We start from the raw sequence: 24,222 nt of genomic DNA, 5'->3' as shown, positions 1-24,222 counted from the left end.
GGGCATTTCAACTGAAGATTGCGTGCGCAAAGGCGCAAACAGCAGGGGCTGCGCGGGATCGAATTTCATAATCGATTCACCATGAAGCGCCCCCAGCCCTGCCCTCAGATCATTGCGCTGCTGCTGCTCGCGATGCTGCTGAACTGGGTGGGCAGCGCCTATCACCATCACTGCCACGGCTCACTGAGCTTCGTCGGCAGCTCAACCTCGGCCCAGGAGGCCCAGACCTTCGACGCGGCCTTTGCCGAGGAACTCGCCTTGGCCAGCCCGAGTCAGGACGGCAGCGCCGGGGCGCTGAGCCACCATGCCGGCGTCGATGCCTGCTTGGCCAGCGCCGGGCCGCTGCCGGCCGGTGTCGCCAGCCCGCCGATGGCGGCAGGCTCTGCGCCGCCGCTGGTCGCCGCCGAGACAGCGCCGGTCGGGCCCTTCATCGAAGGCCTGCGCCGCCCCCCCAAGACCCGCGTCTGAGTCAGTCGCCTGCGCCCAGTCAGGGCGCGCTATGGCCAGCCCCCGCTCCCTGCGGCGTGCCGCCACACCCATGCCTTCTTCGGAGAAAAGATGACGCGCCTTCACTCCCTCAACAAGGTCCTGGCCGCGCTGTGCCTGGCCGCCGCGGGCACGCTGGCCCTTGCTCACGGTGACACCGCGCCCAAGCACGGCGGCGTCGTGCAGGTGGCCAATGAGATCAGCTTCGAGCTCGTGGCGGGGCTTGACAGCTCTGCCGTGCTGTATCTGGAAGACCATGGCCAGGCGCTGGAAACAGTCGGCTTCAGCGGCAAGTTGAGCGTGCTGAGCAAGGACGGGGTGAAGACCAGTGCCCCGCTGACACCAGCCGGTGGCAACGCCCTGGTGGCCAAAGGCCTGACGTTCACCGCCGGCGCCAAGGCGGTGGCCGTGATCACCACACCGCAAAACCTCACGCTCGCGCTGCGTTTCACGCTGCGCTGAGGCGCCGCGGCGCACCTTTTTTTCGCCAGCTTCGGATTCAAAGAAAGTTCAGTCAAGGAACCCACATGTCCATGATCCAAAACACCCGTTTCTTCGCACGCGCCGCCCTGCCGGCAGCTCTGTGCACGGCGTTCTCGGCAGGCGCCGCGGATGTGCCCAAGACAGAGGCCGCGACCTCGCAGCTTGAGACCGTGCAGATCCTCGGCGTCAAGCAGCCCTATCGCAATCTTTCGGCCACCGGGGCGACCAAGAGCGACGCGCTGCTCAAAGACCTGCCGCAAAGCGTGCGCGTGCTGAGCGCCGACATGCTGCAGGACGCCGGCGTCACCAAGCTGGCGGACGCGCTGGACCTTGGCAGCGGCATTGCCAAGCAGAGCAATCTGGGGGGGTTGTGGGACAGCTATGCAATGCGTGGCTTCACCGGCGACCCCAACTTCGGCTCCGACTACATGGTCAACGGTTTCAACTACAGCCGCGGCTACAACGGCCTGCGTGACGCCGCGAACACCAGCACAGTGGAGATCCTGAAAGGCCCGGCCTCGGCGCTGTACGGCCGCGGCGAACCCGGCGGCACGGTCAATATCACCACCAAGAAGCCACTTTTCCAACCGGCCCAGACCCTGGAGCTGTCGGCGGGCAGCGACGGCGCGCTGCGCGCGAGCGCCGACCTGACCGGCCCTATCGGCGAGCGGCTTGCCTACCGGCTCAATGCCGCCGCCGAGAAGGCAGACAGCTACCGCGACCACCTGGGCTCGGAGCGCTATCTGCTCTCGCCATCCCTGATCTGGATGCTGACGCCGGACACCACGGTGTCTTACGAACTGGAGGTTTCCAGGCAGCGCGCCAATTTCGACCGCGGCGTGCTGGCGATCAATGGCAAGCTGGGCGTGCTGCCACGCTCGCGTTTCCTCGGTGAGCCGGGCGACGGCAGGAACGTGATTGAGACCACCGGCCACCAGGTTTTTGTCCAGCACTACTTCAACGACGACTGGTCGCTACAGACTGGCTTCAGCGTACGCGACAGCTCGCTGGAGGGCATCTCCACCGAAGGGCGCTTCCTGCAGGCCGACCAACGCACGCTGGTGCGCCAGCGCCGCTCGCGCGACAACGAGGCCAGCGATGTGTCGGGGCGGCTGGAGCTGCTGGGCAAGCTGCGCGGCGCAGGTCTGATGCATAACCTGCTGGTCGGCGTTGATGCCTACCGCTTCACCGACGAGCGCCTGCAATACCGCAATGCCAATGCCGGCAATCTCGATATCTATGCGCCGGTCTACGGCCTGGTCGCAACCACCATGGCCTTGACCACCGACACCAAGGAAAAGCAGCGTTCGCATTCGCTGTACGCCCAAGACCAGATCGACCTCGGAGCACAATGGAAGATGCTGCTGGGCCTGCGTCATGACAAGTACAAGCAGTCCTTGCTGAACCACCGTAGCGGCAACACCACCGAGCAAAGCCTGAGCGCGACCACGCCGCGCATCGGACTGGTCTATCAGCCTAGCAAGACGTTGTCGCTGTATGCGACAGCCTCCAAGAGCTTCCGCCCCAATAGCGGGGTCAGCAGCGCCTTCGCCTCCTTCCCGGCAGAGAAAGGCAAGGCCTATGAGCTGGGCGCCAAGCTGGACTCGGCCGACGGAAAGATAAGTAGCACCCTGGCGCTGTACAAGATCTCCAAGAACAATGTGCTGACGCCCGATCCGGTGGACCCGAACAACTTCTCGGTGGCGGCGGGCGAGGTCGAGAGCCAGGGCCTGGAGTTCGACATCGCGGGCCAGATCATGCCGGGCCTGCGACTATCGGGCGCCTACGCCTTCACGGATGCGAAGGTGACCGAGGACAACAACGCCTTCCTGCTCGGCCGCCAGTTGGCCAATGTGCCGAAACACAGCGCCAACCTGATGCTGGTCAAGAGCTTTTCGCTGTGGGGCAATGCCGCGACGCTGGGACTGGGGCTTAACCATGTCGGCAAGCGTGAAGGCGCGGTGGCGCCATTGGCGGCGAGCGAGGACTTCAAGCTGCCGGCCTACACCAGCATCAAGCTGATCTCGTCCTACCAGCTGGCCAGCAAGCTGCGCCTCTCGCTGGACATCGACAATCTGTGCGACAAGCTCTACTACGCCAGCTCCTACAGCCAGATCTGGGTCTACCCCGGCAATGGCCGCAAGTTGACACTGACCGCGCAGTACAAATTCTGAGCCACTGGGAGCTTTCATCATGAAGACCATTTTCGAAGACTCCCTGAGCCGCCTGCTGGCGACAGTCACCGTCGGGCTGGCGGCGGCCTTGCCGGCAGGCCTCGCGCAAGCACATCAGCTGTGGTTCGAGCCCAATGTAGATAACCCGGCGCAACTGCTGCTGCGCTACGGTGAGCTCGAAGCAAATATGCATGAGCGCTCGCCGGGCGGGCTGGACCGTTTCGGCCAGCTCGACGCGCAAAGGCTGACGCCGGCAGGCACCGGCCCGTTGGCGCTGAGCAAGCAGCCGAGCGGCTTCGCGTCGGCGGCCGGACACGAGGATTCGCTGACCGCGATCGACACCCGCTACCCGATGTTCGACACCCAGCACAACGGCCGGGCGCTGCGCACCTGGTGGACACCAGCCACGCGCTGGCTGCCAGACCTGCGCGCGCGCGCGTCCAGCCTGCCGCTGGACATCGTGCCCACCGGCGTTGTGGCCGACGGCGCCACCGAATTCCGCATCGTCTTCCAGGGCGAACCGCTTCCGGGCGCCAAGCTAATCCTGTCCACGCCTGCGGGCTGGATACGCGAGACCCACAGCGATGCCGAGGGCAGGCTGCGCTTTCCGCTGCCCTGGCGGGGGCTTTATGTGATCGGTCACTACCACCTGGAAGATGCAGCCGGCGAGCGCGCCGGGCCGCAGGGTGCCGAGCCCTACCAGCTGCAGGGCTACAACACGGCCGTCTCCTTCGTGCAGCGCGACGGGCTGGCGGCGCTGCCGGTGGTAGCGCCCAAGCTGCCGGCCGCCACAAAAAAATAGGCCGACGGGGCCGACCCATAGAACGAGAGGAGCCAAGACCATGTCGACCACCTCATTGCCGGCCCGAGGACTGAGCGCCACGCGCGACAGCACGGCCGTGCACTCAACGCGCATCACCTCGATCGACGCACTGCGCGGCCTGGTGATCATCATCATGCTGCTCGACCATGTGCGCGAGACCCTGTATCTGCATCTGCAGGTCACCGACCCGATGACACTGCCGGGCACACCGCCCGAGGTATTCTTTTCGCGCCTGGCCGCGCATTTTTGCGCGCCGGTATTTGTGTTCCTGACCGGGTTGTCGGCCTGGCTCTACGCCCACCCTCCCAGCGGTGTCCCGCGCGATGTGCGCAGCTTCTTGCTCAAACGCGGCCTACTGCTGATCGCGCTGGAGCTGACCGTCATCAACTTCGCCTGGAGCGGCACCTATCACACGCTGTACCTGCAGGTGATGTGGGCGATCGGCTTCAGCATGGTGTTATTGGCCTTGTTGGCAGGGCTACCGCGCTGGCTTCTGGCAGCGCTGGGCCTGCTCATCGTCTGCGGCCACAACGCGGTGGCGGGCTACACCGTCCCCTCCGACAGTGCCTGGTATCCGCTATGGACCCTGATGCTGCATCGCGGCTGGCTGGTAGCCGAGGGCGCGTTGAAGGTGCGGCTGACCTACCCGGCCTTGCCCTGGATCGGCGTGATCCTGCTGGGCTATGCGTTCGCGCCAGTGTTCGCGGCGCGATACCGCAGGCGCCAGCAGATTCTGCTCGCGACCGGCCTGGCCTGCCTGGTGGCGCTGCTGGTCCTGCGCGGCTTCAATATCTATGGCGAGAACGAGCCTTGGGTGTCCGGCGCCAGTTCGCTCGAGACGGCGATGTCCTGGCTCAACTTCACCAAGTACCCGCCCTCGCTTGACTTTGTGCTGCTGACGCTCGGCGGTGGCCTGATGCTGCTGGCCGCGCTGGAACGGGCCGACAACGGCTTCACCCGGCTGTGCTCGACCTTTGGCGGCGCGCCGATGTTCTTCTACATCGTCCACCTCTATGTGCTGCTGATCGGCTACCGCGTGCTGCTGGCGATCTTCGGCCCCAACCAAGGCACGCGCTTCGGCGTCGATGCCGACGCCTTCTGGATCGTCTGGCTGGTCTGGCTGGCGATGGTGCCGCTGCTGTACCCCCCGGTGCGGGCATTCGCCGCCTACAAGCGGCGCACGACGCGGGCCTGGGTCAAGTATTTCTAGCCAAGCCAGCAGGATCTGCGCCGCCGCGTCCCGCAATCGCAATTCGCTACCGCAGCGGAGCGGCTTTACGGCCACATCATCGGCACCAACGCCCCTAAGCTTTGGTCATGGCAAAGCTCTGCACACCCGCTGCCGACAGGCGCCGCCGCTCGCTGGAGTCGGTGCTGGCTCATATACAGGCCCATCTGGGCGAGCCACTGCGGCTGAACGTGCTGGCCACAATGTGCGGGCTCAGCGTCTGGCGCTTTGCCACCGTGTTCCGCGAGCGGGTGGGCATGTCGCCCTACCGTTATGTCAATCATCTGCGCATCCAGCATGCCCAGGCCTTGCTGAGCCAGGGCATGCCGGCCGCGCGCGCGGCCAGCGAGTCGGGCTTCTACGACCAGAGCCATCTGACACGCCGCTTCAAGCGCCTGTGCGGCATGACGCCGGGCCAGTACCAAGCTGCCCAGTCTCCCAACAATTCCTCCTGAAGGTAGTCTCCATGGCCTCTTTGAAAGACTTCAAGGTTCTGACTTTCGACGTGGTCGGCACGTTGATAGATTTCGAGCGCGGCATGCTGAACTATCTGCATGCGGCCCTGCCTGACCGCCCCGTCGGCGACGAAGACTTCCTGGCCGCCTACCGCCGCGCCCGCGCCAGCAAGGACGTGATCGCCTACCCGGACGACCTGCTGCGCTGCTGGCACAGCATCGCAGCAGAGCTGGGCTTACCCGACACGCCGGCGCTGGCCCAAGGCCTGCGCGACTCGGTGCCGCAGTGGCCGGCTTTTCCCGACTCGGTGCAGGCGCTCAAGCGCCTGCGCACCCGCTTCAAGCTCGTCGCGATGACCAATGCGCAGCGCTGGGCGCTCTCGCATTTTGAGAAGACGCTGGAGATGCCCTTCGACGACAGCATCACATCCGACGACGCGCTGTGCGAAAAGCCAGACCCGATTTTCTTCGCCTTCGCCCGCGGCCGCCTGAGCACACGCGGCTACAGCCAGGCCGACAATCTGCATGTGGCACAAAGCCAATACCACGATATCGGCGTCGCCAAACGCCTGGGCCTGAAGACCTGCTGGATCGAGCGACGCCACAATCAACCCGGCTTCGGTGGCACCTTGGAGGTCAAGCAGATCACGGAGCCCGACTATCACTTCTTCACGCTGGCTCAGCTGGCCGACGCGGTCGATGAGGGCAAGTAATCGATGAGCGCCGATGACGAGGTGGCCGATTGGCTGCCGGAGCTGATCGCGCTGCGCCACGATCTGCATGCCCACCCCGAGTTGGCCTTCGCCGAGCACCGCACCGCCGCCATCGTCGCGGCCGCGCTGCGCGAGCTGGGACTGGAGGTGCATGAGGGCCTGGGCGGCACCGGCGTCGTTGGCTTGCTGCGCAACGGGTCCGGCCCCAGCGTCGGCCTGCGCGCTGACATGGACGCGCTGCCGATGCAGGAGCACACCGGTCTGCCGCACGCCAGCCGTCACATCGGCGTTCATCACGGCTGCGGCCACGATGGCCACACGACCATGCTGCTGGGCGCAGCGCGCCAGCTGCTGCGACACCGCGAAAGCTTCAAGGGCACGGTGGTCTTCATCTTCCAGCCTGCCGAGGAAGGCCGGGGCGGAGCCAAGGCCATGGTTGACGCGGGCCTGTTCGAGCGCTTCCCCTGCGATGCGGTCTACGCGCTGCACAACTGGCCTGACCTGCCCCTGGGACAGGCGCAGACAAGACTCGGCCCCATCATGGCGGCGGCCGACCGTTTCGACCTGACGGTGCTCGGCCGTGGCGGCCATGCCGCCCAGCCACACCAGACAGCCGATGCCATCCTGGCTGCCAGCCAGTTGGTGACCCAGCTCAACACCATCATCGCGCGCCGTATAGCCCCCGGCGAGTCGGCCGTGTTGTCGGTCACGCGCATCGCAGGCGGACATTCGCATAATGTGCTGCCCTCCGAGGTGCAGATCACCGGAACGGTGCGCAGCTTCGATGCCGTCGCACAGGACCGCATCGAAGCAGCGCTACGCGACTGCGCCGCCGGCGTCGCGCTGGGCAGCGGCACCGAGATCACCGTGGCCTACACCCGCTACTACCCGGCCACCATCAACAGCGCGGCCGAGGCCGAGCTGGCGTTGGCAGCAGCCGCCGAGGCGGGCCTGCAGGCAGGACTCGCCCCCCGCCCGGCCTTCACCTCGGAGGACTTCGCCTTCATGCTGCGTGCGCGGCCCGGCGCCTATCTGTGGCTGGGCCAGGGCCATGCTGGCGACTCCAGACCCCTGCACCACCCCGGCTACGACTTCAACGATGCGGCGCTGCCGCTGGGTATACGCTGGTTTGTCGCAGTGGTGCGCAAGGCCCTGGCGGCCTGAGCGCGCCCAGTTCAGCCGCACAGCGCGGCGACAAACTGCATGCCCGGCCCCTCCTGGGGCCTCGGCACAAAGCCGTGCCGCTGGTAGAACGCAGCCTTGCCCCTGGCGCTTAAGAGCTGGATGTCGCTGATGCCTGCCTCGTGGCAAGCCGCGAGCAGCGATGACAGCATGTGTGCGCCGACGCCCCGCCGCTGGTAGCCGGGGTGAACGATCATCTCGGTGATGAAGGCATGCAGATGGCCATCGGAAATCACGCGAGCGAAGCCGACCAGTTGCCCGTCGCAATAGGCAGCCTGCACACACCAGGAACCCGCCAGTGCGCCCGCGTAGTAAGAGGCCTCACGCGAGGTAGGACCCCAGCCGGTGGTGTCGTAGAGCGTCTTGAAGGCATCGGGCGTCGGTGCTACCGGGCTGTACTCGAACGGGTGCATGGCCTTGGGCGATTGAGATGACATTGCCGTCGCGACCGGACAGGATAAGCGGACCCTTGAAGACCCGTCGCAATTGCACCCTTAGAGCCGTATCCAATGGTTATCCAACTCCAATGCCGGTAGCGCTTTGCCCGCGCCATCCGGCAGATGCAGGCCGTGGCCGCGCCCGCCGGCCCAGAGCCCCGTGCGGCCATCGGGGCTCTCGGCCAACGCACAAGCCTCGGGCAAGGGAGTCAGGCCTTGCCATAGCCCCTGGGCATCGAAACGGGCCACGCCTCCGCCGCGCGGGCAGCCGATCGCAAATCCCTCGGCGCTGGCGGCGATATCGCCACCGTAGCCGGCTAGCACGGGCTGGCTTTCGGCCAGGCGCAGCGCATGACCGTCAAAGATCGCGAGGATGGGTGCGGCAGCCTTGGCGGCCTTGTCCTGATGCTCGGCCTGGATCGCGATGCCCAGGCGGCCATCGGGCCGCCACGCCAGATGGCGCAGGCTCAGGCGGGTATCGTCCACGCGCCACTGCCCGCGCAGCTCGCCACTGCCGGCATCGAGCCGCACCAGCGACGAGTCCATCGCAGCCAGGTCCAGCTTCAGGCGCCCGCTCTCGGGCCGGGTCTGGATGCCGCCATTGGCGACCCAGAGGCTGTCGCCGCGCGGCAGCAGCTCATGCACATCGACGCCGTGGCTGGGCCACTCGGCGATCTTGTGCAGAGTTTTCGCGTCACGCAAGCCGACCAGGCCGGCGCCGCTGTCCAGATCGGTCTCGCCGCTGTAGAGATGGCGGCCATCGGCGCTCAGCGCCAGGTGGCCGGTGAAAGCCCGCTCTGGCTCGATCCACTGCCATTGCAGCGCACGCCCGGTCTGCGGCGAAAAGCGCAGCAGCCAGTCGCCGGGCCGGCGCGCCACCGCCAGCACGCTCGCACCGCCGCGCTCGCGCAGCAGGCCGTGGGCGCGGGTCGGCACCTCGATGCTGGCCGCGATGCGCAGCGCCGCGCCGGCCGCCTCCAGCCGGCCGACCCGGTAGCTGGGAGCTTCGTCGCGCCAGGCGGCGGCCAGCTGCACGGCGGCGCCGGCCGCACGAGCCAGCCCGCCGATCAGCAGGCCAGCGCCCAGGGTCAGGACTTGCCGGCGATCAATCACCATCGGCGTCCGAAAACCCCAGGCTCAGATCCAGAGCCGGCGCCACCTGTTCTTGAACCAGGCGCTTGAGCGCCTCCAGTGCCTTGGCTGCAGCCAGCACCGGCGCCGGCTTGGCAGGGCTCAGACCCTGCAGCTTGGCATCGGCGGCCAGCGCGGTGCTGCGCAGCGCATCTGCCTCCCGATTGCGGCCGCGTCCGCGCAGCCAGCTCTCCAGCGGCACCAGACCCTCTCCTGGCACCGGCGCGCGTTGCCGCCCTTCGAAAAGGGCCAGGCCGCGCAGGCTCTGCCACTGCGCAGCCCAGGCGGCGGCGGTCAGGCCGCTGGTGGCGCGCGGCAGGGCCTCGCGGCCCGAGCGCAGCGGTTTTTCCATCTGGGCCCAGCGCAAGCGCTCGAGCCCACCGACCCATTGGTTCAGCAGCTCGGCGCTGCCGGCCAACTGGGCCTCCTCGTCCCAGGCCTCGGGCTCGCGCGCCGCCAGCTCGGCATAGCCCTGGCGCAGCGCCTGCGCCTCGGCCACCAGTTCCTCGACCAGCAGCGCCGCATAGCGCCGCGCCGGGGCCTCCAGCTGCGGCTGCCACAGCAGCTGCTCAAGCGCCGGCAAACCCTTGGCCGGAGTGCCGACACGCTCCAGCCCCTTCATATCGGCAGGCGCGGCCGCGATGGCCTTGGCGATCAGGGCCGGCCGGCTTGGTGCGAAGTCGATCTGGCGCTGCGAGCGCCTGGCCAACACCGGCCCCAGGGCCGGCGTCGCCAGCCGTTCCCAAGCCAGCATCGCACCGGCCCAGGAGGGCCGATCCAGACGCTGCTGCAGCTGGGTCACAGCCTGCCCAAAGGCGTCGGCGCGCGGCAACGACCAGTGGCGATACAGGCCTTGCAGCATTTGCAGCGGCGTGTAGGCCGGCACCGCCTCGCGGGCCCAGTCGCTCTGGGCGCGGGCCACGCCGCAGACACTCAGGCCAGCCAGAAACAGACGACGCTCCATCATCACAGCGACTCCACGAACTTCACCAGCGCCGCGCGCTCGGCGCGCGTCATGCCCAGCACCTGTTGCTTGGCCTCTTCGGCCTCGCCGCCATGCCACAGCACGGCCTCCAGCACGCCGCGCGCGCGGCCATCGTGCAGCAGCCTGCTGTGACCGTTGACGTCCTTGATCAGGCCAACACCCCACAGCGGCGGCGTCTTCCATTGCCGACCGCTGGCCTGAAAATCTGGTCGACCGTCGGCCAGGCCCTCGCCCATATCGTGTAGCAGCAGATCGGTATAGGGCCAGATCTTCTGGCCGTTCAACGCCTTGCTGCTCATGCTCGGGAACGGCCCCTGTGCGGTTGTGTAGCTGGGTCGGTGGCAGGTCGCGCACTGGGCTTGCTGGAACAGGACTTGACCCTTCTTCACCTGCAGATCATCGATTCGGCGGCGCGCCGGCGGCGCCAACGTGGCCTGATAGAACACCACATCGGCCAGGGTCTTGGCATCGATCTCGGGACTCGCGCCCTTGGCACCACTGGGCGCCGCGCGGCAGTCGGCCTGGGCCGGCATGCAGTCTTCCTGCGCAAACTGCGGCGAGGTGATGCCCATATCGCCGAGAAAGGCGCCCGCGCTCTGGTGCGCGATGGTGGCCACATTGGCTTTCCAGCCGAAGCGGCCGATCATGGGCTTCTCTGCAAAGGCATCCCAGACCCGGTTGACCTGGCCCTTGATCGCGCCCGGCACGGCTGCCTGCTCGGCGGCATTGCGCAGGATCTCGGCCTCCGCAATCGCCTCCAGCAGGCCGACGCCGATCAGCTGCGGCGCGATGCGCGGGCCGACCATCACGTCCGGCGCCATCGCACCGTAACCGAGCTGGCCGAAGCTGTAGTGCGGCTTGAGCAGGCTGTAGCGGCTGCCGTCCTTGAAGCGGCCGGCAACGGTCTCATAGCGCAGCAAGACCTTACCCTCTGGACTCACGCCCTGCACCGCAGCATTGTTGAATTGCCCACCATAGACTGGCTCCGGCGCCGGCCCACCATGGGCATCAGTGCCGGGCACCGACAACCGCATCAGCAGACCCACCGGTTGATCATGCAGGCCCTTTCGGAAGCTCGGCGGCGCGCCGCGTCCGTCCTGCACATGGCAGCCGCCGCAACTGCGGGCGATGAAGTGCGGGCCCAGGCCGTCGCGGGCGGTGGTCGAGGCCGGCGCTTCGACCCAGTTGCGGCGGAAGAAGCTATTGCCGATCGCGAAGCGGGTGCGCTCCTCGTCGCTCAGATTGGCGGCCGGAAAGGAGAAGGCATTGCGGCCATCGGCGTAGACCGTGGTGGCGCCGCCGGTCCTCTCTGAGTCGTCGCTGGCTGCGGCGCCCACGCCATATGCGACAGCAGCCAGACTCGCGCCGGCGGCCAACATCCACCCCCTCATGGCTGGACCAGGGTCAGCTTGGTGATGCCGACGGCCGTGGCGGCCTCGACCAGCAGCTTGCTCTGCGCCGTCAGGCTGTCAATGGTGGCCTGGATGCGCAAGCGCCCCGGCGCCGTCTTGTCGCCCTGGATTTCCTGGTCAAACGGTGCCTGGATCTTGCCAGCGGCGGCCACCGAGCTGGCCAGTTGCTCGCTCAATCGCTGAGCAAGCGCCCCATCCTTGGCAGCCACCAGATCGCGCAGCGCCGGGCCCTGCAGCAGCGTGCCGTCAGCCCGCTGGTAACGACCCAGCCAGACGTTCTCTATGCCCAGCGCGTTCGTGACCGCATCGCGGTGGGTGTTGTCGGAAAAGCAGGAATGCTCGTCTTCCTGATCCTGGCTGGCCAGTGCCACCTCCAAGCGCTCGCCGGCCAACTCACCGCGCGACAGAGAGCCCAGCCCCACCAGCATCTTGCGCAGCGACTCCTGGCCGCCCTTCTCGAAACGCGCGCGGTAGTTGTTCTTGACGCCGGGCGCCCAGGCCTTGAGCAGGCCCTGCAGATCGTCGATCAGCAGGTCGGTCACGACCGCCAGATACTGGCGGCGACGGTCGGCATTGGGCGCCTTGCCGTCGACGAAGTCCTCGAAACTGCGGTTGCCGGGGCCGGTGGGGGACAGGTCTTGCCCCCAAAGCAGGAACTCGATCGCATGCCAGCCGGTGGCGACGTTTTCCTCGCCGCCGCGCTCGTTCTGTGCCGCCAGGTTGGCCTTCGTGATCTTGAAGCCGCGCTTGCCGATCAGCCCGCCGCTCTTGCCGGCCAGCCCGTCCACATAGCTCTCATCCATGGGCCACGCGTTGAGCTGGCCTTCGGGGCCTTTGTCGTTGTCGATCGGGCCGCCGTAGAAACGAAAAGCCTCGGTCTGGCCATAGAACTCACGCGCCGCCAGCCAGGCCTGGCGCGCCGCCTGCAGGTGCTCGGGGGAAGGTTGGGCGACGAAGTCTTTGATGCGAAGGCGCAAAGCCTGCGCGGCCTGCAATGTGTCGGCATAGTTGGCGTGAACCAGTGCCGCGTAATGGGCGTTGACGGCAGCGGGAGTGGCGCTCGCCGCGGCAGCGACCGCCGTTTGTTGGGCCAGGACGGGCAGTGCGGTCAGCAGGGCCGGGCCGGCGGCCAGGCTCAAAAGCAGGGCGAGAGATTTCATGGCAGATATGCAAATGCGAGTAATTTGCATTCTCGCATCTAATCTACCCCCGTCTCAAGCCGGCGGTCGCAAGAGCGCACGGATGCGCTCGCGGTCGAAGCCCAGGATGGTGTGTCCGCGCACGACAAATGTCGGCGTGCCGCGTGCGCCGCGCGCCTGGTACTCGGCCAGGCAGCTTGCGTCGCGCTCGACAAAGCACTCGCGGTGCGGCACCTGATGCTCTTGGAGCCAGGCGCTGGCGCGTTTGCAGAACACACAGGTGGTCGAAGACAGCATCAGGATGTCCTGCGGTCCGGCCCAGCGCCGCAGGTCCTCGGCCTGCTCGTCGGCATGCCGCGAGCCAGCCCATTTCGACACGCCCCACACCACCCCGACGATCAGCAGCAGCGAGACAAGGCCGGACCGCATTGATTTCTTCAGCATGGTGCGATGCTACTGCGGCACCCGGTAGTGGCTGGCGCTCATCAGATCGATGCCGCAGGCCAGGCCCTCGGCCCAGGCGATGAACTCGGGCACGGCGGCACCCGCCAGCGGCGCGCCGTGCTGGGGCACGATCATCGCGATATCGAGCTCGCGCACCATCGCCGCCCACAGGCGCAGCACCTTGTTGCTGACCATATAGCGGCGGTGAAAGCCCTCCATATGGCGGATGTGGCCGTCCAGACGGGTGACGGTCTGGCCGGGCTGCAAATCGGCGCCCAGCGAGGCGCCCAAATCGCCGGAAAACAGGATACGGCTGATGGGATCGTAGAACTGGAAATTGCCCTCGGCGTGCAGAAAATGGGCTGGCAGCGCCCAGAGCTCGAAGGCATCGGCCTCGCCCTGCCCCAGACGCAGGCGGGCGCCGGCGTCGGGCAGGCCGATGATGCGCCCCACGGTCTTGCCGGGCTTACAGAAGTGAGGGGCGAAGCGTTCCCAGATGCGCGAGATATAGACCGGCGCCGTCGTGGCCGTCATCCAGCGGTCCAGCGAGGCGATGATGTCGGGGTCGGCATGCGAAGCCAGGATGGCCGCCAGCTTGTGCGGCGGCATATGCCGGGTCAGCCCCAGGTAGAGCTCGTTGTAGGCCAGATTGCCGCCGGGGTCGAGGATGGCGCCGGTGGCCCCATGCACCAGCAGAAACTGGTTCGATTGCACCGCCTCGCCGTCCTCCTGGGTCAGATTGGAAAACATCAGGCACAGGTGCGAGCCCTGGCGGTAGAGCTCGATCGGCATGGGACGGCCTCCCTTTTCCTTGAAGAAGGCAGCCACTCTAGTTGGGCAAATCCACGGCGAGCTTGATGGGCATCAAGCTCGCTCAATGTTGGGCCAAGCGGCCATGCCGCCTCGGCCAACCCCCACGCGTTTTCACACAGTCGGGTCAACTGCCTCAGCGCCACTTGGGCCTGCGATAACCACGTCAAAGAGCAGTCGCTCGACTTCAGTACCACCGCTGCGCAGCATGATCGAGCCGGTACCCAGCTGGTCCAAAGGAACTACAAACTCGAAGGTGGCGGATGCTTCGCCTGCGCTTAAGTCGATGGATTGCCTGCCGGTCGGTCGCGACGGTGCGCTTCGCTTCGTTCGTCGTGACCAACTTACGGCGGGACTTGCACCTGCAGGCGCGCGCCCATGCTGGGCGCACAAAGCACTTAGCCCACCCGCTAGGGTGGGCTAAGTGCTTGATTCTTGATGGTGGCTGGGGCTCTATCGAAGGATCGCCGTGCAGCCGCCCCGGTTCATGCTTCCCATCGGAGCGTGTCGGCCAATTACTGCCGATTTTCTCTCTGTGAGAAAGCAATTTGCAGGGAGTTCGCGCCCAAGCGGAGTGAGCTTTCACTGACTACTGTCGGGCAGTGTCCTCTCGTCCGCACGTGCCGGATTTCGTCGCGATTGAGCACCCGCGATTGGCAAACTTCGAATCGCGCATGAACCCACATTGGCGACACGTCTTCAGGACAACGCTTTCGCCAGTGCCGGCAAGCTGACGTCCATCCGGTAGTCGACGGCCGTGTGGTCATCATCGAACTCCTCGTAGATGTGCTCCACACCCATCTCGCTGAGTCGCTTGTGCATGCGCCGGGCGCCGTAAACCAAGTTGTACTGGTCGACCTCCCCGCAGTCGATGTAGAGCGCCTTCAACTGCGACAGACCAGGGCCATGCTGCTCAACCAGCGTCAGCGGGTCCCAGGCCATCCAGTTCGCCCAGCGCTCGGGGATCAGCTCGCAGGTGTCGCGGGTCACCGGAAGACGCACGCCAAAGGGAACTGACGGATCGGGGTCGAAGCTCGCCGCCTGCGCCAGCATCATCAAGATGTGTATGTCGCTGTCTTTGGGCTTCTTCGCGGCCCAGAAGCTATCCACCCACTTGCCAGGGTCCGGTTCTTTGGTTAAAGCCCGCAGCACAGGGACAAACTCATGGCGATAGAGCAGTTCAAAGCCCATGTCGCCGGAATGCACGGCCGCGGCGGCCCAGAAGTCAGGGTGCAACAGAGCATGGACCATCGCGCCGTATCCGCCGCTTGACTTGCCAAACAGGCCACGCCGGCCGGTGCCGCCGCAGCCGAATCGCTCTTCGACGAAAGGCACCACCTCGTCTCGCAGAAAGTCGTCCCAGCGACCCATCGCCACAGAGTTGACGTACTGGTTGCCGCCGAGCCGCGTAAAACAGTCTGGGAAGGCAACGACTACGGGCGGCATCTCGCCACCGGCGATCAGGCGGTCCAGCCGCTCGGGCAGGTTCTCGCCGAAGTTCTTCCAGTTTGTGTGCGCCGGTCCACCAGCGGTGAAGCCCACGATGTCTACAAGGAAGGGCAGGCCGCGACCGTCCTCGCCGTGAGGAATATAGACGTCGATGATTCGCCGAGGGGAAGCATCGACCAGGTTGCCTGCCAGCACCTCGCTGTCGAGCGTCAGGCGATGCACAGTGCCTGCGGGGGTGTTTGGACTTCTGTGCATGTCGCTCCTATGGTGTCGTCGAAGATTCATTCTCCCGTCGAAACGTCCTCCGTTCTATCCGTACTCCTGGTCGAGGACAAGCTAGCTGGAGGCAGGCCGCTTCGGCCCTTCGATCAACTGGGCTTGCACCAAGCTGCTCAGCAGCCTGGTAAACGGCTTGATGTCCTGGTCCGACGATGCGGCATCAAGCGCTCGCATGTATTCGTCGCGGATATCCAGGGTGACGACTGTCCACGGCCATCCGCCGGTGGCCAGCATGAGGTTCATCATGAACCGAGCCAGCCGTCCGTTGCCGTCCATGTAAGGATGGATGAACACGAAGACGAAGTGCCCGAGCACTGCTCGCACGCAGGGCTCGGTTTCGGCTTCGAGCAGGTCGAACAGCAGCGGCATCGCATCGCGAACAGCCTCGGGTGGAAGCGGCGTGTGCCTGGCGTTCTTGATGAACACCTGCGAGCCGCGCCAACCGGCGAGTTCCGAAGGCTTTACCAGCCCGACCTGGACGGATGGGGACCAGAGTGCCAAGTACCAGTCTTGAAGGTCAGCTCGTAGGCGTACCCCCGGGTTCTGGCCTTCCAGCACCCGGAGCAGGCTCGCGCGCACAGCCGTGTGCGCTTCGAAGTAGCCTTTTGCAGCCATCGCGTTACGTTCTTGGCGATCGCGTTCCGTATCGCCCGAGCCCCAATTGCCCTTGCGTACACGGTCGATCATCTCCGGCGTGACCTGGTAGCCTTCGATCGACAGCGAGTGATAGGCGTCGGCCAGGTATCGCACATCGGCTTCGTCCAGGTATTCCTTCGGCGAGCCTTGCGTGCGCACGGGAGTTGTCCAGGCCTTCATGACCTGCTCTCGCATCAACTCCCACATGGCCTTGATCCGTGCGCAGTACGGTGACTCCGGAAGTGCTCTAGCAGACTGGACCGGCGCGTTGAAAGGGTTTTGCTCGACGATGCTATGGCCGGCTGACCTCATGGTCTTGAGCACTCCGTCAGCCAACTCCGCTCGGTCAACGGCTCGAAGAGCACCGGCGATGCGCCCGGCAATGGTCGTGTGGTCGCCGTCCAGAAGGATGCGATTGAGGGCGGAGGTGTCCTTGAGCATGCCCAGCGCGAGTTGCATGGTGAGCGTATCAGCCTGCCAGACATTCGGCGTAGCACGCACAAGGGCAGCCTCCAGCGACAAGGCGCGCAGGCCCTGGGCCTCGCCGAGCTGGTTGGCTGGAGGCATCTCCTTGACGCGCAGGTCAAACATGGACGTCCCGGCTGGCAAGGTGAGTGCGTTATTGGTGCCCTTGAGCGCGTTCACCTGGATCTGACGCGCAAGCGTGCTCGAGCCTGTGTGCAGCTTCAGGCTGAGTTCGGCGTTGATGTGCCAATCGCTGCCGAAGCGTTCGTCGCAGTAGCCGCGAACGAAGTGCCGCATTGAAGCGAACCATGTTGTTGTGTCGCCAAGGTCTTCCTCGGGCCGGCAGGGCATGTACCAGCCGCGGATGATCGAACGGAGGCGCCCACTCTCGACCAAGCGCTCAAGATGTGTCCGCGACAGATCTGCGGCGCGAACGACAACACGGCCTTGCTTTTGAAGGTCGTGGAGCTTCTGAAGCGATGTCGCGAGTTTGACGTTAGGGCTGGCCATGTGGGTACGGCACGTCCGAGTTGCTGTGGCAATTGGCGTAAAAGACGACGTTGTATTTCACGTTTTAGACGTTTAATTGTTGCACGTTAAAGTCGCCAAGGCAATTGCCGTCTGAGACGCAGAATGTCATATAAGTAATTGATTTCAAAAGAATAGAAACCAAAGTTGATTGCGAAATAGTGTTGCAAATACAAACTGTAATTTGGAAGGAAGTTGGATAAAAGACGTAGCTGGGTATCGCGGGTTCGCGTCTAAGCCGCACTGATCAGCCGCGCAAGGCCGGCGGTTTCATGTGGGATGTGCGTGACTGCTGGAACTCCCGACAGCGCTCTTTGTACAAAAATGCATAGAAAAATTGAGAGGATTCCCGTAATGTGGGAACTTCTCCAAGTCTTCTATTCCGCCAACTGCGCCTGAGCTGCACCGGCACCGGGCCCGTCCGGCTGCTACCTGATCGGGCCCACCTCCTTCAAGCTCGATGAAGAGTCGCTGAGCTTATCCAAACCGGGCCCCCACGCCCCTCCCCCCCCCCTGACCGGCGGCGCATCGCAGCCGCAGCTACAGGCGGCATCCGCCTTCGCCCGACTCCCCACCTCCGGCGAACTCGGTCACATCAAAAGACCCGGTCGGCCGCTTGTGTCATTGCGCATTGCGCCACCGGATGTGAGCTTCCTGCGGTCACGCACTGCGGTAAAAAGAGTGCGGTGAATCGTGAAGGATCGTGGCAGCCAACAGCCAGTGCCGTCCAGAGGCCGGCGGCGAAGCTCACGGCTCCGACGCTTGGCCATTGGAAAGCAGCCAGTGTCGCGGCGGCGGTGACGAACACCAACGAGCGCATCTGCACTTCCTTTCAAGGCGTCGTCGCCGGTCGGTGACCGGCACCCAACGACTATCCGTATAGGCAGGGGATGTTCAACAGGCGATGCGAATGGAAGGGACGAGGCGGAGTGATGTACCAATTCCTGCGTTCGCAGGAATTTCCATGTCTCACGCGTTATTTTTCTTTGAAATTCCTCTTATCGTAGGAATTTTGGCCTTCTGAAGCACTCCGATTCCAGTTATTCCTATGAATGTAGGAATTCGATTGACTATGGCGCTCGAAGGAGAGATGATTCCTACGAGGATAGGAATTTCAATGAACATCCAGCTCACCTCCGTGCTCGAGGCCGGTATTGCCATTCGAACTTTGCGCAAGCGAGCGCGCATCCGTATCGACGACTTCGCCTCCACTGCGGGGGTGAGCAAGCAGTTCATGACCGACCTGGAGAACGGCAAGTCGACAGTGCAAATGGGCAAGGTGCTGCAACTGCTCCAGCAGTTGGGTGTCAAGGTGGCATTGGAATTGCAGCCGACGGACGCCTCAGCCTTCCAACTGGAGATGAAAAAGGTCAAGGCACGCCGCGCCGCGAACTCGAAGGTCGGCCCAGATGCCTGACACCGCACTCAGGGTGCCTGTCGAGGCCGCCGAACTGCCCGAGGGTGGGCGGAAGTTGGATATCTTCATCAACCAAGTGCAGTTGGGCTCTCTGCATGAGGGTAATGACCTGTGGGCGCTGGCCTATCTGCCGCAATGGGCGGACCGGCCGGACAGCTTCGACCTGTCACCTGCGCTGCCTCGCAGCCAGTTGCTCCATCGCGACGGCGGGACGTTGCGCCCGGTCCAGTGGTACTTCGACAACCTGCTTCCGGAGGAGAAACTGCGCGAGCTCATCACGGCGGATGCTCACCTGCGCAATCATGACGACGCGTTTGCACTGCTCGAGTATCTAGGCGCTGAGTCCGCGGGCTCGCTCACCTTGCTGCCATCTGGAAAGACACCGGATGTCCGTCCTGAGCTCAAACCCCTGCAGTACGAGGAACTGAGCCGGCGCATCCTGGGCCTGCCTCGCACGACTCTCACGCGGGACTCACCGAAGCGGATGTCACTGGCTGGCGCCCAGCACAAGATGTTGGCGGTGCTGAAGGGCGAAGACGTGTACGAGCCGGTAGGCTCGATGCCGTCGACTCACATCCTCAAGCCCGACCATCCAGCTATCGATACCTACCCGGCATCGACTTACCTGGAGTGGCTCACGATGCGACTAGCCGCTGCCGCGAAGCTGACGACGCCGCCTGTCGAACTGCTGCACGTTCCCCAGCCGGTGTACGCCATCGAGAGGTTCGACCGAAAGTTCGACCGCGCTGAGTTCGCAGCCGAGACGGGTGCAACACCTCCTGTCGTGCAGCGGGTGCACGTCATCGACGCTTGCCAGCTGCTCAACAAATCGCGGATGTTCAAGTACGGCACCGGCGTTGAGGAGTTGCGCGAGCTGTCGCAGGCCTGTGAGAACAAACTGGCCACTCCGGTGCTGCTGTTCCGGTGGCTGGTTTTCAACCTGCTGGTCGCCAACGACGACTGCCACCTAAAGAACCTTTCCTTCTTGGTAACGCCAGGCCGGGTAGACCTCGCTCCGCACTACGACCTGCTAGCAACCGGCGTCTATCACACCCGAGCCTTTGCAGACGAGCAAGGGCATTGGCCGACAGTGCCGCTGGCCGTGCGGCTGTCAGAGGATGTCACTCGCTTCGACCAAGTCACGCCGGAAGCGGTTCTGGCAGCGGCGGCCACACTGGGCCTCCCGGTAAGGCTCGCTCTTCGGACAATCCAGGAAGTCGTCACACGGGTGCTGGTCGCCTTCGATACTGTCTATGCCGAGCAATATCCGGGGGAAATGGGGTTGATGGACCAGCTCAAGGCCAAGGGGTTCAAGTTGCCGGCGCTCGAAGCCCGGGACGAACCTGTAGTCCAGGAGGGGGGGGGGGCGGCCGCACAAGTTACTGCGCCAGAGCGGGCGCAGCAACTGAAGCTTCTTCGTGTGCTGCGGCACATCGTCCTACCAGAGATGGTGCCACGCCTGTTGGCATAGGACCGGGAAGAGGCGCGTCCTACGCCACAGACTTTACCCGGGCAGGGCACAGTTTCCTGCGACTGACCTTCGACCGCGCCACGCTTCATGCGAACGCCTCGGGGGCGAGTGTTGAGGGCGTAGTTTTGCCCCTCCGCAAAGGCGCAAAGGCACTCCAATGGGTCGTTCAACACGCGCACAGTTCTACGGATCAAGCAGGGGTCGAGCGCAGTCAGGCGCAGTGGCCCACCATCACAATGGTCAGACGAGCGTCGGACAAAGTAAAAAGCCCAGCTTTCGGCTGGGCTAAGTGCTTGATTCTTATGGTGGCTGGGGCGGAATCGAACCACCGACACGCGGATTTTCAATCAGCCCGCCACTCGATCGTTCAGACGGCCGCTGTGACGACGATCTCGACCTTCCATTCCGGCCGGGCCAGATTGGCCTCGACGGTGGCGCGCGGCGGCGCGTTGTCCTTGGCAACCCAGGCGTCCCAGGCGGCATTCATGCCGGCAAAGTCGGCCAGGTCCTTGATGAAAATTTCGGCGCGCAAGATCTTGCTCTTGTCGCTGCCAGCGCGCGCCAGCAGCTTGTCGATCGCAGCCAGCACCTGGGCGGTCTGGCCGGTGATGTCCTGGCTGGCGTCGTCGGGCACTTGGCCGGCCAGATAGGCCACACCGTTGTGCACGGCCATCTCGGAGATACGGGCGCCGACGTCGAATCGTTGAATGCTCATGGCTTGTTGTCCTTGGATTTGGAGGGGTGATGATGAGAATGGCCGCGCGGCTTGGAGCCCTCGCCGTGCGGGTGCTTCTTGCTCGCGCCGGCCGGCGGCGCTGCGGCCGAACCTTGTGCCTTTTGTCCGATCTTGCTCTCGGTGCCGTTCATCAGCTTCTTGATATTGGCAGCATGGCGCCAGATCAAGAGCAGACCCATCAGGCCAGCGCACAGCACGATGGGGCCGGCGCCCCAAATCAGCATCTGATAGAAGGGAGCGAACACCGCCGCGACCAGCGAAGCCAGCGAGGAGTAGCGGGAGAAATAGGCAATGATCAGCCAGGTGACCAAGGTGGCCGCCCCCAGCAGCGGGTTGATAGCCAGCAGCACGCCGGCCGCCGTGGCCACTCCCTTGCCGCCCTCGAAGCGGAAGAACACCGGCCACAGGTGACCCAGAAAAGCCGCCAGCCCCACCAGGGCCGCCGTGCCCTCGCTCAGGCCGAAGTCGGAACCGAACAGCAGCACCATCAGCACCGGCACATAGCCCTTCAGCGCATCGAACACCAGGGTCAGAATGGCGGCGGCCTTGTTGCCCGAGCGCAGTACATTGGTGGCGCCGGGGTTGCCCGAGCCGTAGCTGCGCGGGTCTGACAGACCCATCACGCGGCTGATGATGACGGCAAAGGACAGCGAGCCGATCAGATAGCCGGCCAGGATGGCCAGCAGGGGGTAGAGGGTATCTTGCATGGGCCGCTATTGTGCATCGGCGTCCAGTGCGCAATGGACACTGCGCAGAGGCAGCAAGTCGGGCAGGACCCGCGGATCAATGCCAACCAGATAGCCGCGCCGCCCGCCGTTGATGCAAATCTTTGGCAAGTCAAGGATCGTCGCCTCGACGAACACCGGCAACGCCTTGCGCGTGCCAAAGGGCGAGGTGCCGCCCACCATGTAGCCGCTGTGGCGCTGAGCCACCTCGGGCTTGCAGGGCTCGACCTTCTTGCAGGGGATCTGGCGCGCCAGCTCCTTCAGGCTGACCTGGCGGTCGCCGTGCATCAACACGATCAGCGGTTGGGCTTTCTCATCCTGCATCACCAGGGTCTTGACGACTTCGTGCTCCGGCACGCCCAGTTGCCGCGCCGACTCGGCCGTGCCGCCGTGCTCGACATAGTCGTAGACATGCTCGCTGAACGCAATCTTGTGCTGGCGCAGCAACTGGGTCGCCGGCGTCTCGCTGACATGGGGGGAGGACTTCTTGCTCATGACCGGAATTCTGGCCCATGCTCAGCCGGCCGGCTTGTACCGGATTGCGCCAGCGGCCCACCTGTCCTGCTCAGCCCTGCTGCAGGCGGATTTCTCCAGCCGGCGAGCTCGTTCAAGTCAGCTCGGCATTGGCGCCGATCCAAGGGGTCGTCACGATCGCAAGGTGAGCCGCTAGCGCAGCTGCGCCTGCAGCCAGCGCTGCAGATCCACCGCGCTCAGCGCGCCGGCCTGACGGGCGACCTCGCGGCCGCCCTGAAACAGCATCAGGGTCGGGATGCTTCGGATGTTGTAGGCCGCTGCGGTCTGCCGGTTGGCCTCGGTGTCGAGCTTGGCGAAGCGGATCAGCGGCTGCTGGGCGGCAGCCTGGGCGAAATGCGGGGCCATCATCTTGCAGGGGCCGCACCAGTCGGCCCAGAAGTCCACCAATACCGGCAACTCGGTCTTGCCGACAAAGGCGGCGAAGCTGGCGTCATTGAGATCGACCGGCCGCGCCGCCATCAGCTCGGCCCCGCAGCGGCCGCAGACTGGCCGGTCTTCGAGCTTGGCTTCTGGCACGCGGTTGGTGGCGGTACAGGCGGGGCAGACGAGGTGCATGGTGGGAAGGCTCCGATCAGACGCTGCAGCCTATCAGAGGGCATGGCGCCGGATTGCAAGCCGGCGCCAGCCCATTACCACGCCCGTCAGGCTCAAGCCCAGTCCGGCCAGGCTGAAGATCAGCATCCAGCCATCCCATAGCGGACGCAGCGCCAGCAACTGCGGCAGGTCGAAACTGTGCAGAAAGGCGAACAGCCAGCGCTCGGTGCGCTGGCGGCTGTTGCTGACTTGCAGCACGGCGCCGCTGGCCGGGTCCAGCACGATGTGGTGGGCCAGCGCATCGCCGAAGACCAGGCGCAGCGCCGGCAGCGGGCGTTCGCGCTGGCCGGTCATCGTGTGGGCCTCGCGGGCGTAGTAAAGGGCATCGTAGCCACGCAACCACTGGCGCTGCAGCAGCGAAGCGCCGGGCAGCATGGCGCGGGCCGCCGCCACCAGGCTCGCCTCGTCAATACCTGGCACCAAATCGCCCCGCGCGTCGAGCAGCCGCGCGCCGCTGGCGCTCTGAGCCCAGACATAGTGCGTGCCGCCGATGCGGCGCCACTCCAGCAGCCGCGCCTCGAAGCCCTGCTCGGCCAGCCGGGCCAGCACCAGATCGGCCGCTGGCGCCGCGCCGGCCTGCAGCGGGCCGCCGGCGTAGGCCTGACGATCAGGCTTCAGCCCTTGCGCCTCGAAGACCTTCCAAGGGTTCATCGACAGCAGGCCGCTGAGCACCCAGCTCAGCGCCAGCGTGCCGCCGAGCAGGCCGAGGATGTGGTGCCAACGCGCCATCCGGCCGCGATAGGGCGAGCGCGAGCCGCTCTTGTAGCGGCCCTTGAAGCGCCAGCGCCAGATGCCGACCACCAGGCCGCTGAGCCCCAGCGCGCCGCCGGCCACCGACAGCCAAATCACGATATCGGTCCACCAGGCATTCAACGCCCCGCCGCGGAAGAGGTAGAGCCAGTGCAGCCAGGCGCCCAGCCAGCCCCAAGTCCGCTCGGTCAGGCTGGCATCGCGCACCACCTCGCCGCTGACGCCGCTGACATAAAGCCAGCGGCCGTCCTCGACCGCCACCCGGTGCAGCGGCCGGTGCGCGTCGAGCGCACGCGAATGGGTCCAGGCATCTTCCTGCACCGGACCCAGGCTGCGCGCCGCCGCACCGTCGCCGGCGAAGTGCGCAGCCGCCGCCACGGCCTGGGCTTCGTCCACGCCGGTGATGCGCGCGCCGCTGCGCGCATCGACCGCCACGACGGTCTTGCCACGGGCATCGCTGAACAGATAGCGAGGCGCTCCGGCCACCGAGCTCAGCCGCCACTGCGTCGGCGCCCGGTCCACACTGGCGGCCCGCAGCGCCTGTTCCAGCGGCACGCAGCAGCCCTGCGCCGGCAGCGGTGCCAGCCCCTGCAACTGCTCGGCCGAGGTGAGCTTGGGATAGCCCACATACATCATCACCATGCCGGACAGGAACCACAGCGCCATCACCAGACACAGCGCGATGCCGGCCCAGCGATGCAGCAGATAGAGCCAACGCTTGAACTTTGTCTTCATG

The 24,222-nt window shown here is 65.3% G+C and carries 25 protein-coding genes; 10 read left to right on the top strand and 15 right to left on the bottom strand.

Annotated elements, in window-relative coordinates; genetic code table 11:
- Positions 1–81 precede the first annotated feature (81 nt).
- The 8 genes from OOZ63_RS04445 (at position 82) to OOZ63_RS04410 (ending at position 7,526) form a co-directional block, all read left to right on the top strand.
- The gene (locus OOZ63_RS04445) at positions 82–468 is read left to right on the top strand and encodes a hypothetical protein (RefSeq protein WP_266004149.1); all 387 of its coding nucleotides are present in this window, start codon (positions 82–84) and stop codon (positions 466–468) included.
- A 90-nt stretch (positions 469–558) separates the two neighbouring features.
- A complete protein-coding gene (locus OOZ63_RS04440) occupies positions 559–948 on the top strand; it encodes a hypothetical protein (protein WP_266004148.1) in 390 nt (129 codons plus the stop codon).
- Between the two features lie 65 nt (positions 949–1,013).
- Entirely contained in the window at positions 1,014–3,143 is a 2,130-nt protein-coding gene (locus OOZ63_RS04435) for a TonB-dependent siderophore receptor (RefSeq protein ID WP_266004146.1), read from the top strand.
- A gap of 19 nt (positions 3,144–3,162) precedes the next feature.
- On the top strand, positions 3,163–3,945 hold the full coding sequence (locus OOZ63_RS04430) for a hypothetical protein (protein ID WP_266004144.1): 783 nt from the start codon (positions 3,163–3,165) through the stop codon (positions 3,943–3,945).
- A 40-nt stretch (positions 3,946–3,985) separates the two neighbouring features.
- Positions 3,986–5,176 carry a DUF1624 domain-containing protein gene (locus OOZ63_RS04425; protein WP_266004143.1) on the top strand — a complete coding sequence of 397 codons (1,191 nt, stop codon included), beginning with the start codon at positions 3,986–3,988 and terminating at the stop codon, positions 5,174–5,176.
- Positions 5,177–5,283: 107 nt separating this feature from the next.
- The gene (locus OOZ63_RS04420; protein ID WP_266004141.1) at positions 5,284–5,649 is read left to right on the top strand and encodes a helix-turn-helix domain-containing protein; all 366 of its coding nucleotides are present in this window, start codon (positions 5,284–5,286) and stop codon (positions 5,647–5,649) included.
- A gap of 11 nt (positions 5,650–5,660) precedes the next feature.
- Positions 5,661–6,362, top strand: a complete 702-nt coding sequence (locus tag OOZ63_RS04415; RefSeq protein WP_266004139.1) for an HAD-IA family hydrolase — start codon at positions 5,661–5,663, stop codon at positions 6,360–6,362.
- Between the two features lie 3 nt (positions 6,363–6,365).
- Complete coding sequence (locus OOZ63_RS04410; protein ID WP_266004137.1) at positions 6,366–7,526, top strand: amidohydrolase; 1,161 nt, start codon at positions 6,366–6,368, stop codon at positions 7,524–7,526.
- An 11-nt stretch (positions 7,527–7,537) separates the two neighbouring features.
- On the opposite strand, the gene OOZ63_RS04405 is transcribed toward OOZ63_RS04410, so the two are convergent.
- The 10 genes from OOZ63_RS04405 to OOZ63_RS04360 all read right to left on the bottom strand — a co-directional run bounded on the left by OOZ63_RS04405 (position 7,538) and on the right by OOZ63_RS04360 (position 18,079).
- On the bottom strand, positions 7,538–7,957 hold the full coding sequence (locus OOZ63_RS04405) for a GNAT family N-acetyltransferase (protein WP_266004136.1): 420 nt from the start codon (positions 7,955–7,957) through the stop codon (positions 7,538–7,540).
- A gap of 81 nt (positions 7,958–8,038) precedes the next feature.
- Positions 8,039–9,097: a DUF1513 domain-containing protein gene (locus OOZ63_RS04400; RefSeq protein WP_266004135.1), complete on the bottom strand. Its 1,059-nt coding sequence runs from the start codon at positions 9,095–9,097 to the stop codon at positions 8,039–8,041.
- Positions 9,087–10,079: an imelysin family protein gene (locus tag OOZ63_RS04395; protein ID WP_266004134.1), complete on the bottom strand. Its 993-nt coding sequence runs from the start codon at positions 10,077–10,079 to the stop codon at positions 9,087–9,089. The genes OOZ63_RS04400 and OOZ63_RS04395 overlap by 11 nt, the downstream gene beginning before the upstream one ends.
- The gene (locus OOZ63_RS04390; protein WP_266004133.1) at positions 10,079–11,488 is read right to left on the bottom strand and encodes a di-heme oxidoredictase family protein; all 1,410 of its coding nucleotides are present in this window, start codon (positions 11,486–11,488) and stop codon (positions 10,079–10,081) included. Before OOZ63_RS04390 ends, OOZ63_RS04395 begins: the two co-directional genes overlap by 1 nt.
- Positions 11,485–12,669, bottom strand: coding sequence for an imelysin family protein (locus OOZ63_RS04385; RefSeq protein WP_266004131.1), 1,185 nt, complete (start codon positions 12,667–12,669; stop codon positions 11,485–11,487). Before OOZ63_RS04385 ends, OOZ63_RS04390 begins: the two co-directional genes overlap by 4 nt.
- A gap of 54 nt (positions 12,670–12,723) precedes the next feature.
- Positions 12,724–13,092 carry a glutaredoxin family protein gene (locus tag OOZ63_RS04380; RefSeq protein ID WP_266004130.1) on the bottom strand — a complete coding sequence of 123 codons (369 nt, stop codon included), beginning with the start codon at positions 13,090–13,092 and terminating at the stop codon, positions 12,724–12,726.
- 9 nt (positions 13,093–13,101) lie between these two features.
- A complete protein-coding gene (locus OOZ63_RS04375) occupies positions 13,102–13,884 on the bottom strand; it encodes an MBL fold metallo-hydrolase (RefSeq protein WP_266004129.1) in 783 nt (260 codons plus the stop codon).
- 717 nt (positions 13,885–14,601) lie between these two features.
- Complete coding sequence (locus OOZ63_RS04370) at positions 14,602–15,573, bottom strand: alpha/beta hydrolase (protein ID WP_266004127.1); 972 nt, start codon at positions 15,571–15,573, stop codon at positions 14,602–14,604.
- A 114-nt stretch (positions 15,574–15,687) separates the two neighbouring features.
- A complete protein-coding gene (locus OOZ63_RS04365) occupies positions 15,688–17,241 on the bottom strand; it encodes a Fic family protein (RefSeq protein WP_266004126.1) in 1,554 nt (517 codons plus the stop codon).
- A gap of 613 nt (positions 17,242–17,854) precedes the next feature.
- Complete coding sequence (locus OOZ63_RS04360) at positions 17,855–18,079, bottom strand: hypothetical protein (protein WP_266004125.1); 225 nt, start codon at positions 18,077–18,079, stop codon at positions 17,855–17,857.
- Positions 18,080–18,376: 297 nt separating this feature from the next.
- On the opposite strand from OOZ63_RS04360, the gene OOZ63_RS04355 reads away from it, so the two are divergent.
- Both OOZ63_RS04355 and OOZ63_RS04350 read left to right on the top strand, forming a co-directional pair.
- Positions 18,377–18,676: a helix-turn-helix domain-containing protein gene (locus OOZ63_RS04355; protein WP_266004124.1), complete on the top strand. Its 300-nt coding sequence runs from the start codon at positions 18,377–18,379 to the stop codon at positions 18,674–18,676.
- Positions 18,669–20,147 (top strand): HipA domain-containing protein, encoded by a 1,479-nt coding sequence (locus OOZ63_RS04350; RefSeq protein ID WP_266004123.1) that lies wholly within the window; start codon positions 18,669–18,671, stop codon positions 20,145–20,147. The genes OOZ63_RS04355 and OOZ63_RS04350 overlap by 8 nt, the downstream gene beginning before the upstream one ends.
- A gap of 367 nt (positions 20,148–20,514) precedes the next feature.
- Here the strand turns inward: OOZ63_RS04350 and OOZ63_RS04345 are convergent, their stop codons facing one another.
- The 5 genes from OOZ63_RS04345 to OOZ63_RS04325 form a co-directional block, all read right to left on the bottom strand.
- Positions 20,515–20,862, bottom strand: a complete 348-nt coding sequence (locus OOZ63_RS04345; protein ID WP_266004122.1) for a RidA family protein — start codon at positions 20,860–20,862, stop codon at positions 20,515–20,517.
- Positions 20,859–21,590 (bottom strand): glycerol-3-phosphate 1-O-acyltransferase PlsY, encoded by a 732-nt coding sequence (gene plsY / locus OOZ63_RS04340; protein ID WP_266004121.1) that lies wholly within the window; start codon positions 21,588–21,590, stop codon positions 20,859–20,861. The genes OOZ63_RS04345 and plsY overlap by 4 nt, the downstream gene beginning before the upstream one ends.
- A gap of 6 nt (positions 21,591–21,596) precedes the next feature.
- Positions 21,597–22,103 (bottom strand): Cys-tRNA(Pro) deacylase, encoded by a 507-nt coding sequence (gene ybaK, locus OOZ63_RS04335; RefSeq protein WP_266004120.1) that lies wholly within the window; start codon positions 22,101–22,103, stop codon positions 21,597–21,599.
- Between the two features lie 171 nt (positions 22,104–22,274).
- Complete coding sequence (gene trxC, locus OOZ63_RS04330) at positions 22,275–22,697, bottom strand: thioredoxin TrxC (RefSeq protein WP_266004119.1); 423 nt, start codon at positions 22,695–22,697, stop codon at positions 22,275–22,277.
- A gap of 33 nt (positions 22,698–22,730) precedes the next feature.
- Positions 22,731–24,221, bottom strand: coding sequence for a PepSY domain-containing protein (locus OOZ63_RS04325; protein ID WP_266004118.1), 1,491 nt, complete (start codon positions 24,219–24,221; stop codon positions 22,731–22,733).
- Position 24,222 lies beyond the last annotated feature (1 nt).

The organism is Paucibacter sp. PLA-PC-4 (genome assembly GCF_026241155.1).
In the GTDB taxonomy this organism is placed as follows: domain Bacteria; phylum Pseudomonadota; class Gammaproteobacteria; order Burkholderiales; family Burkholderiaceae_C; genus Roseateles_E.
Note: the sequence above shows the minus strand (reverse complement) of the source record. Positions and strands in the feature narration are given on the sequence as shown.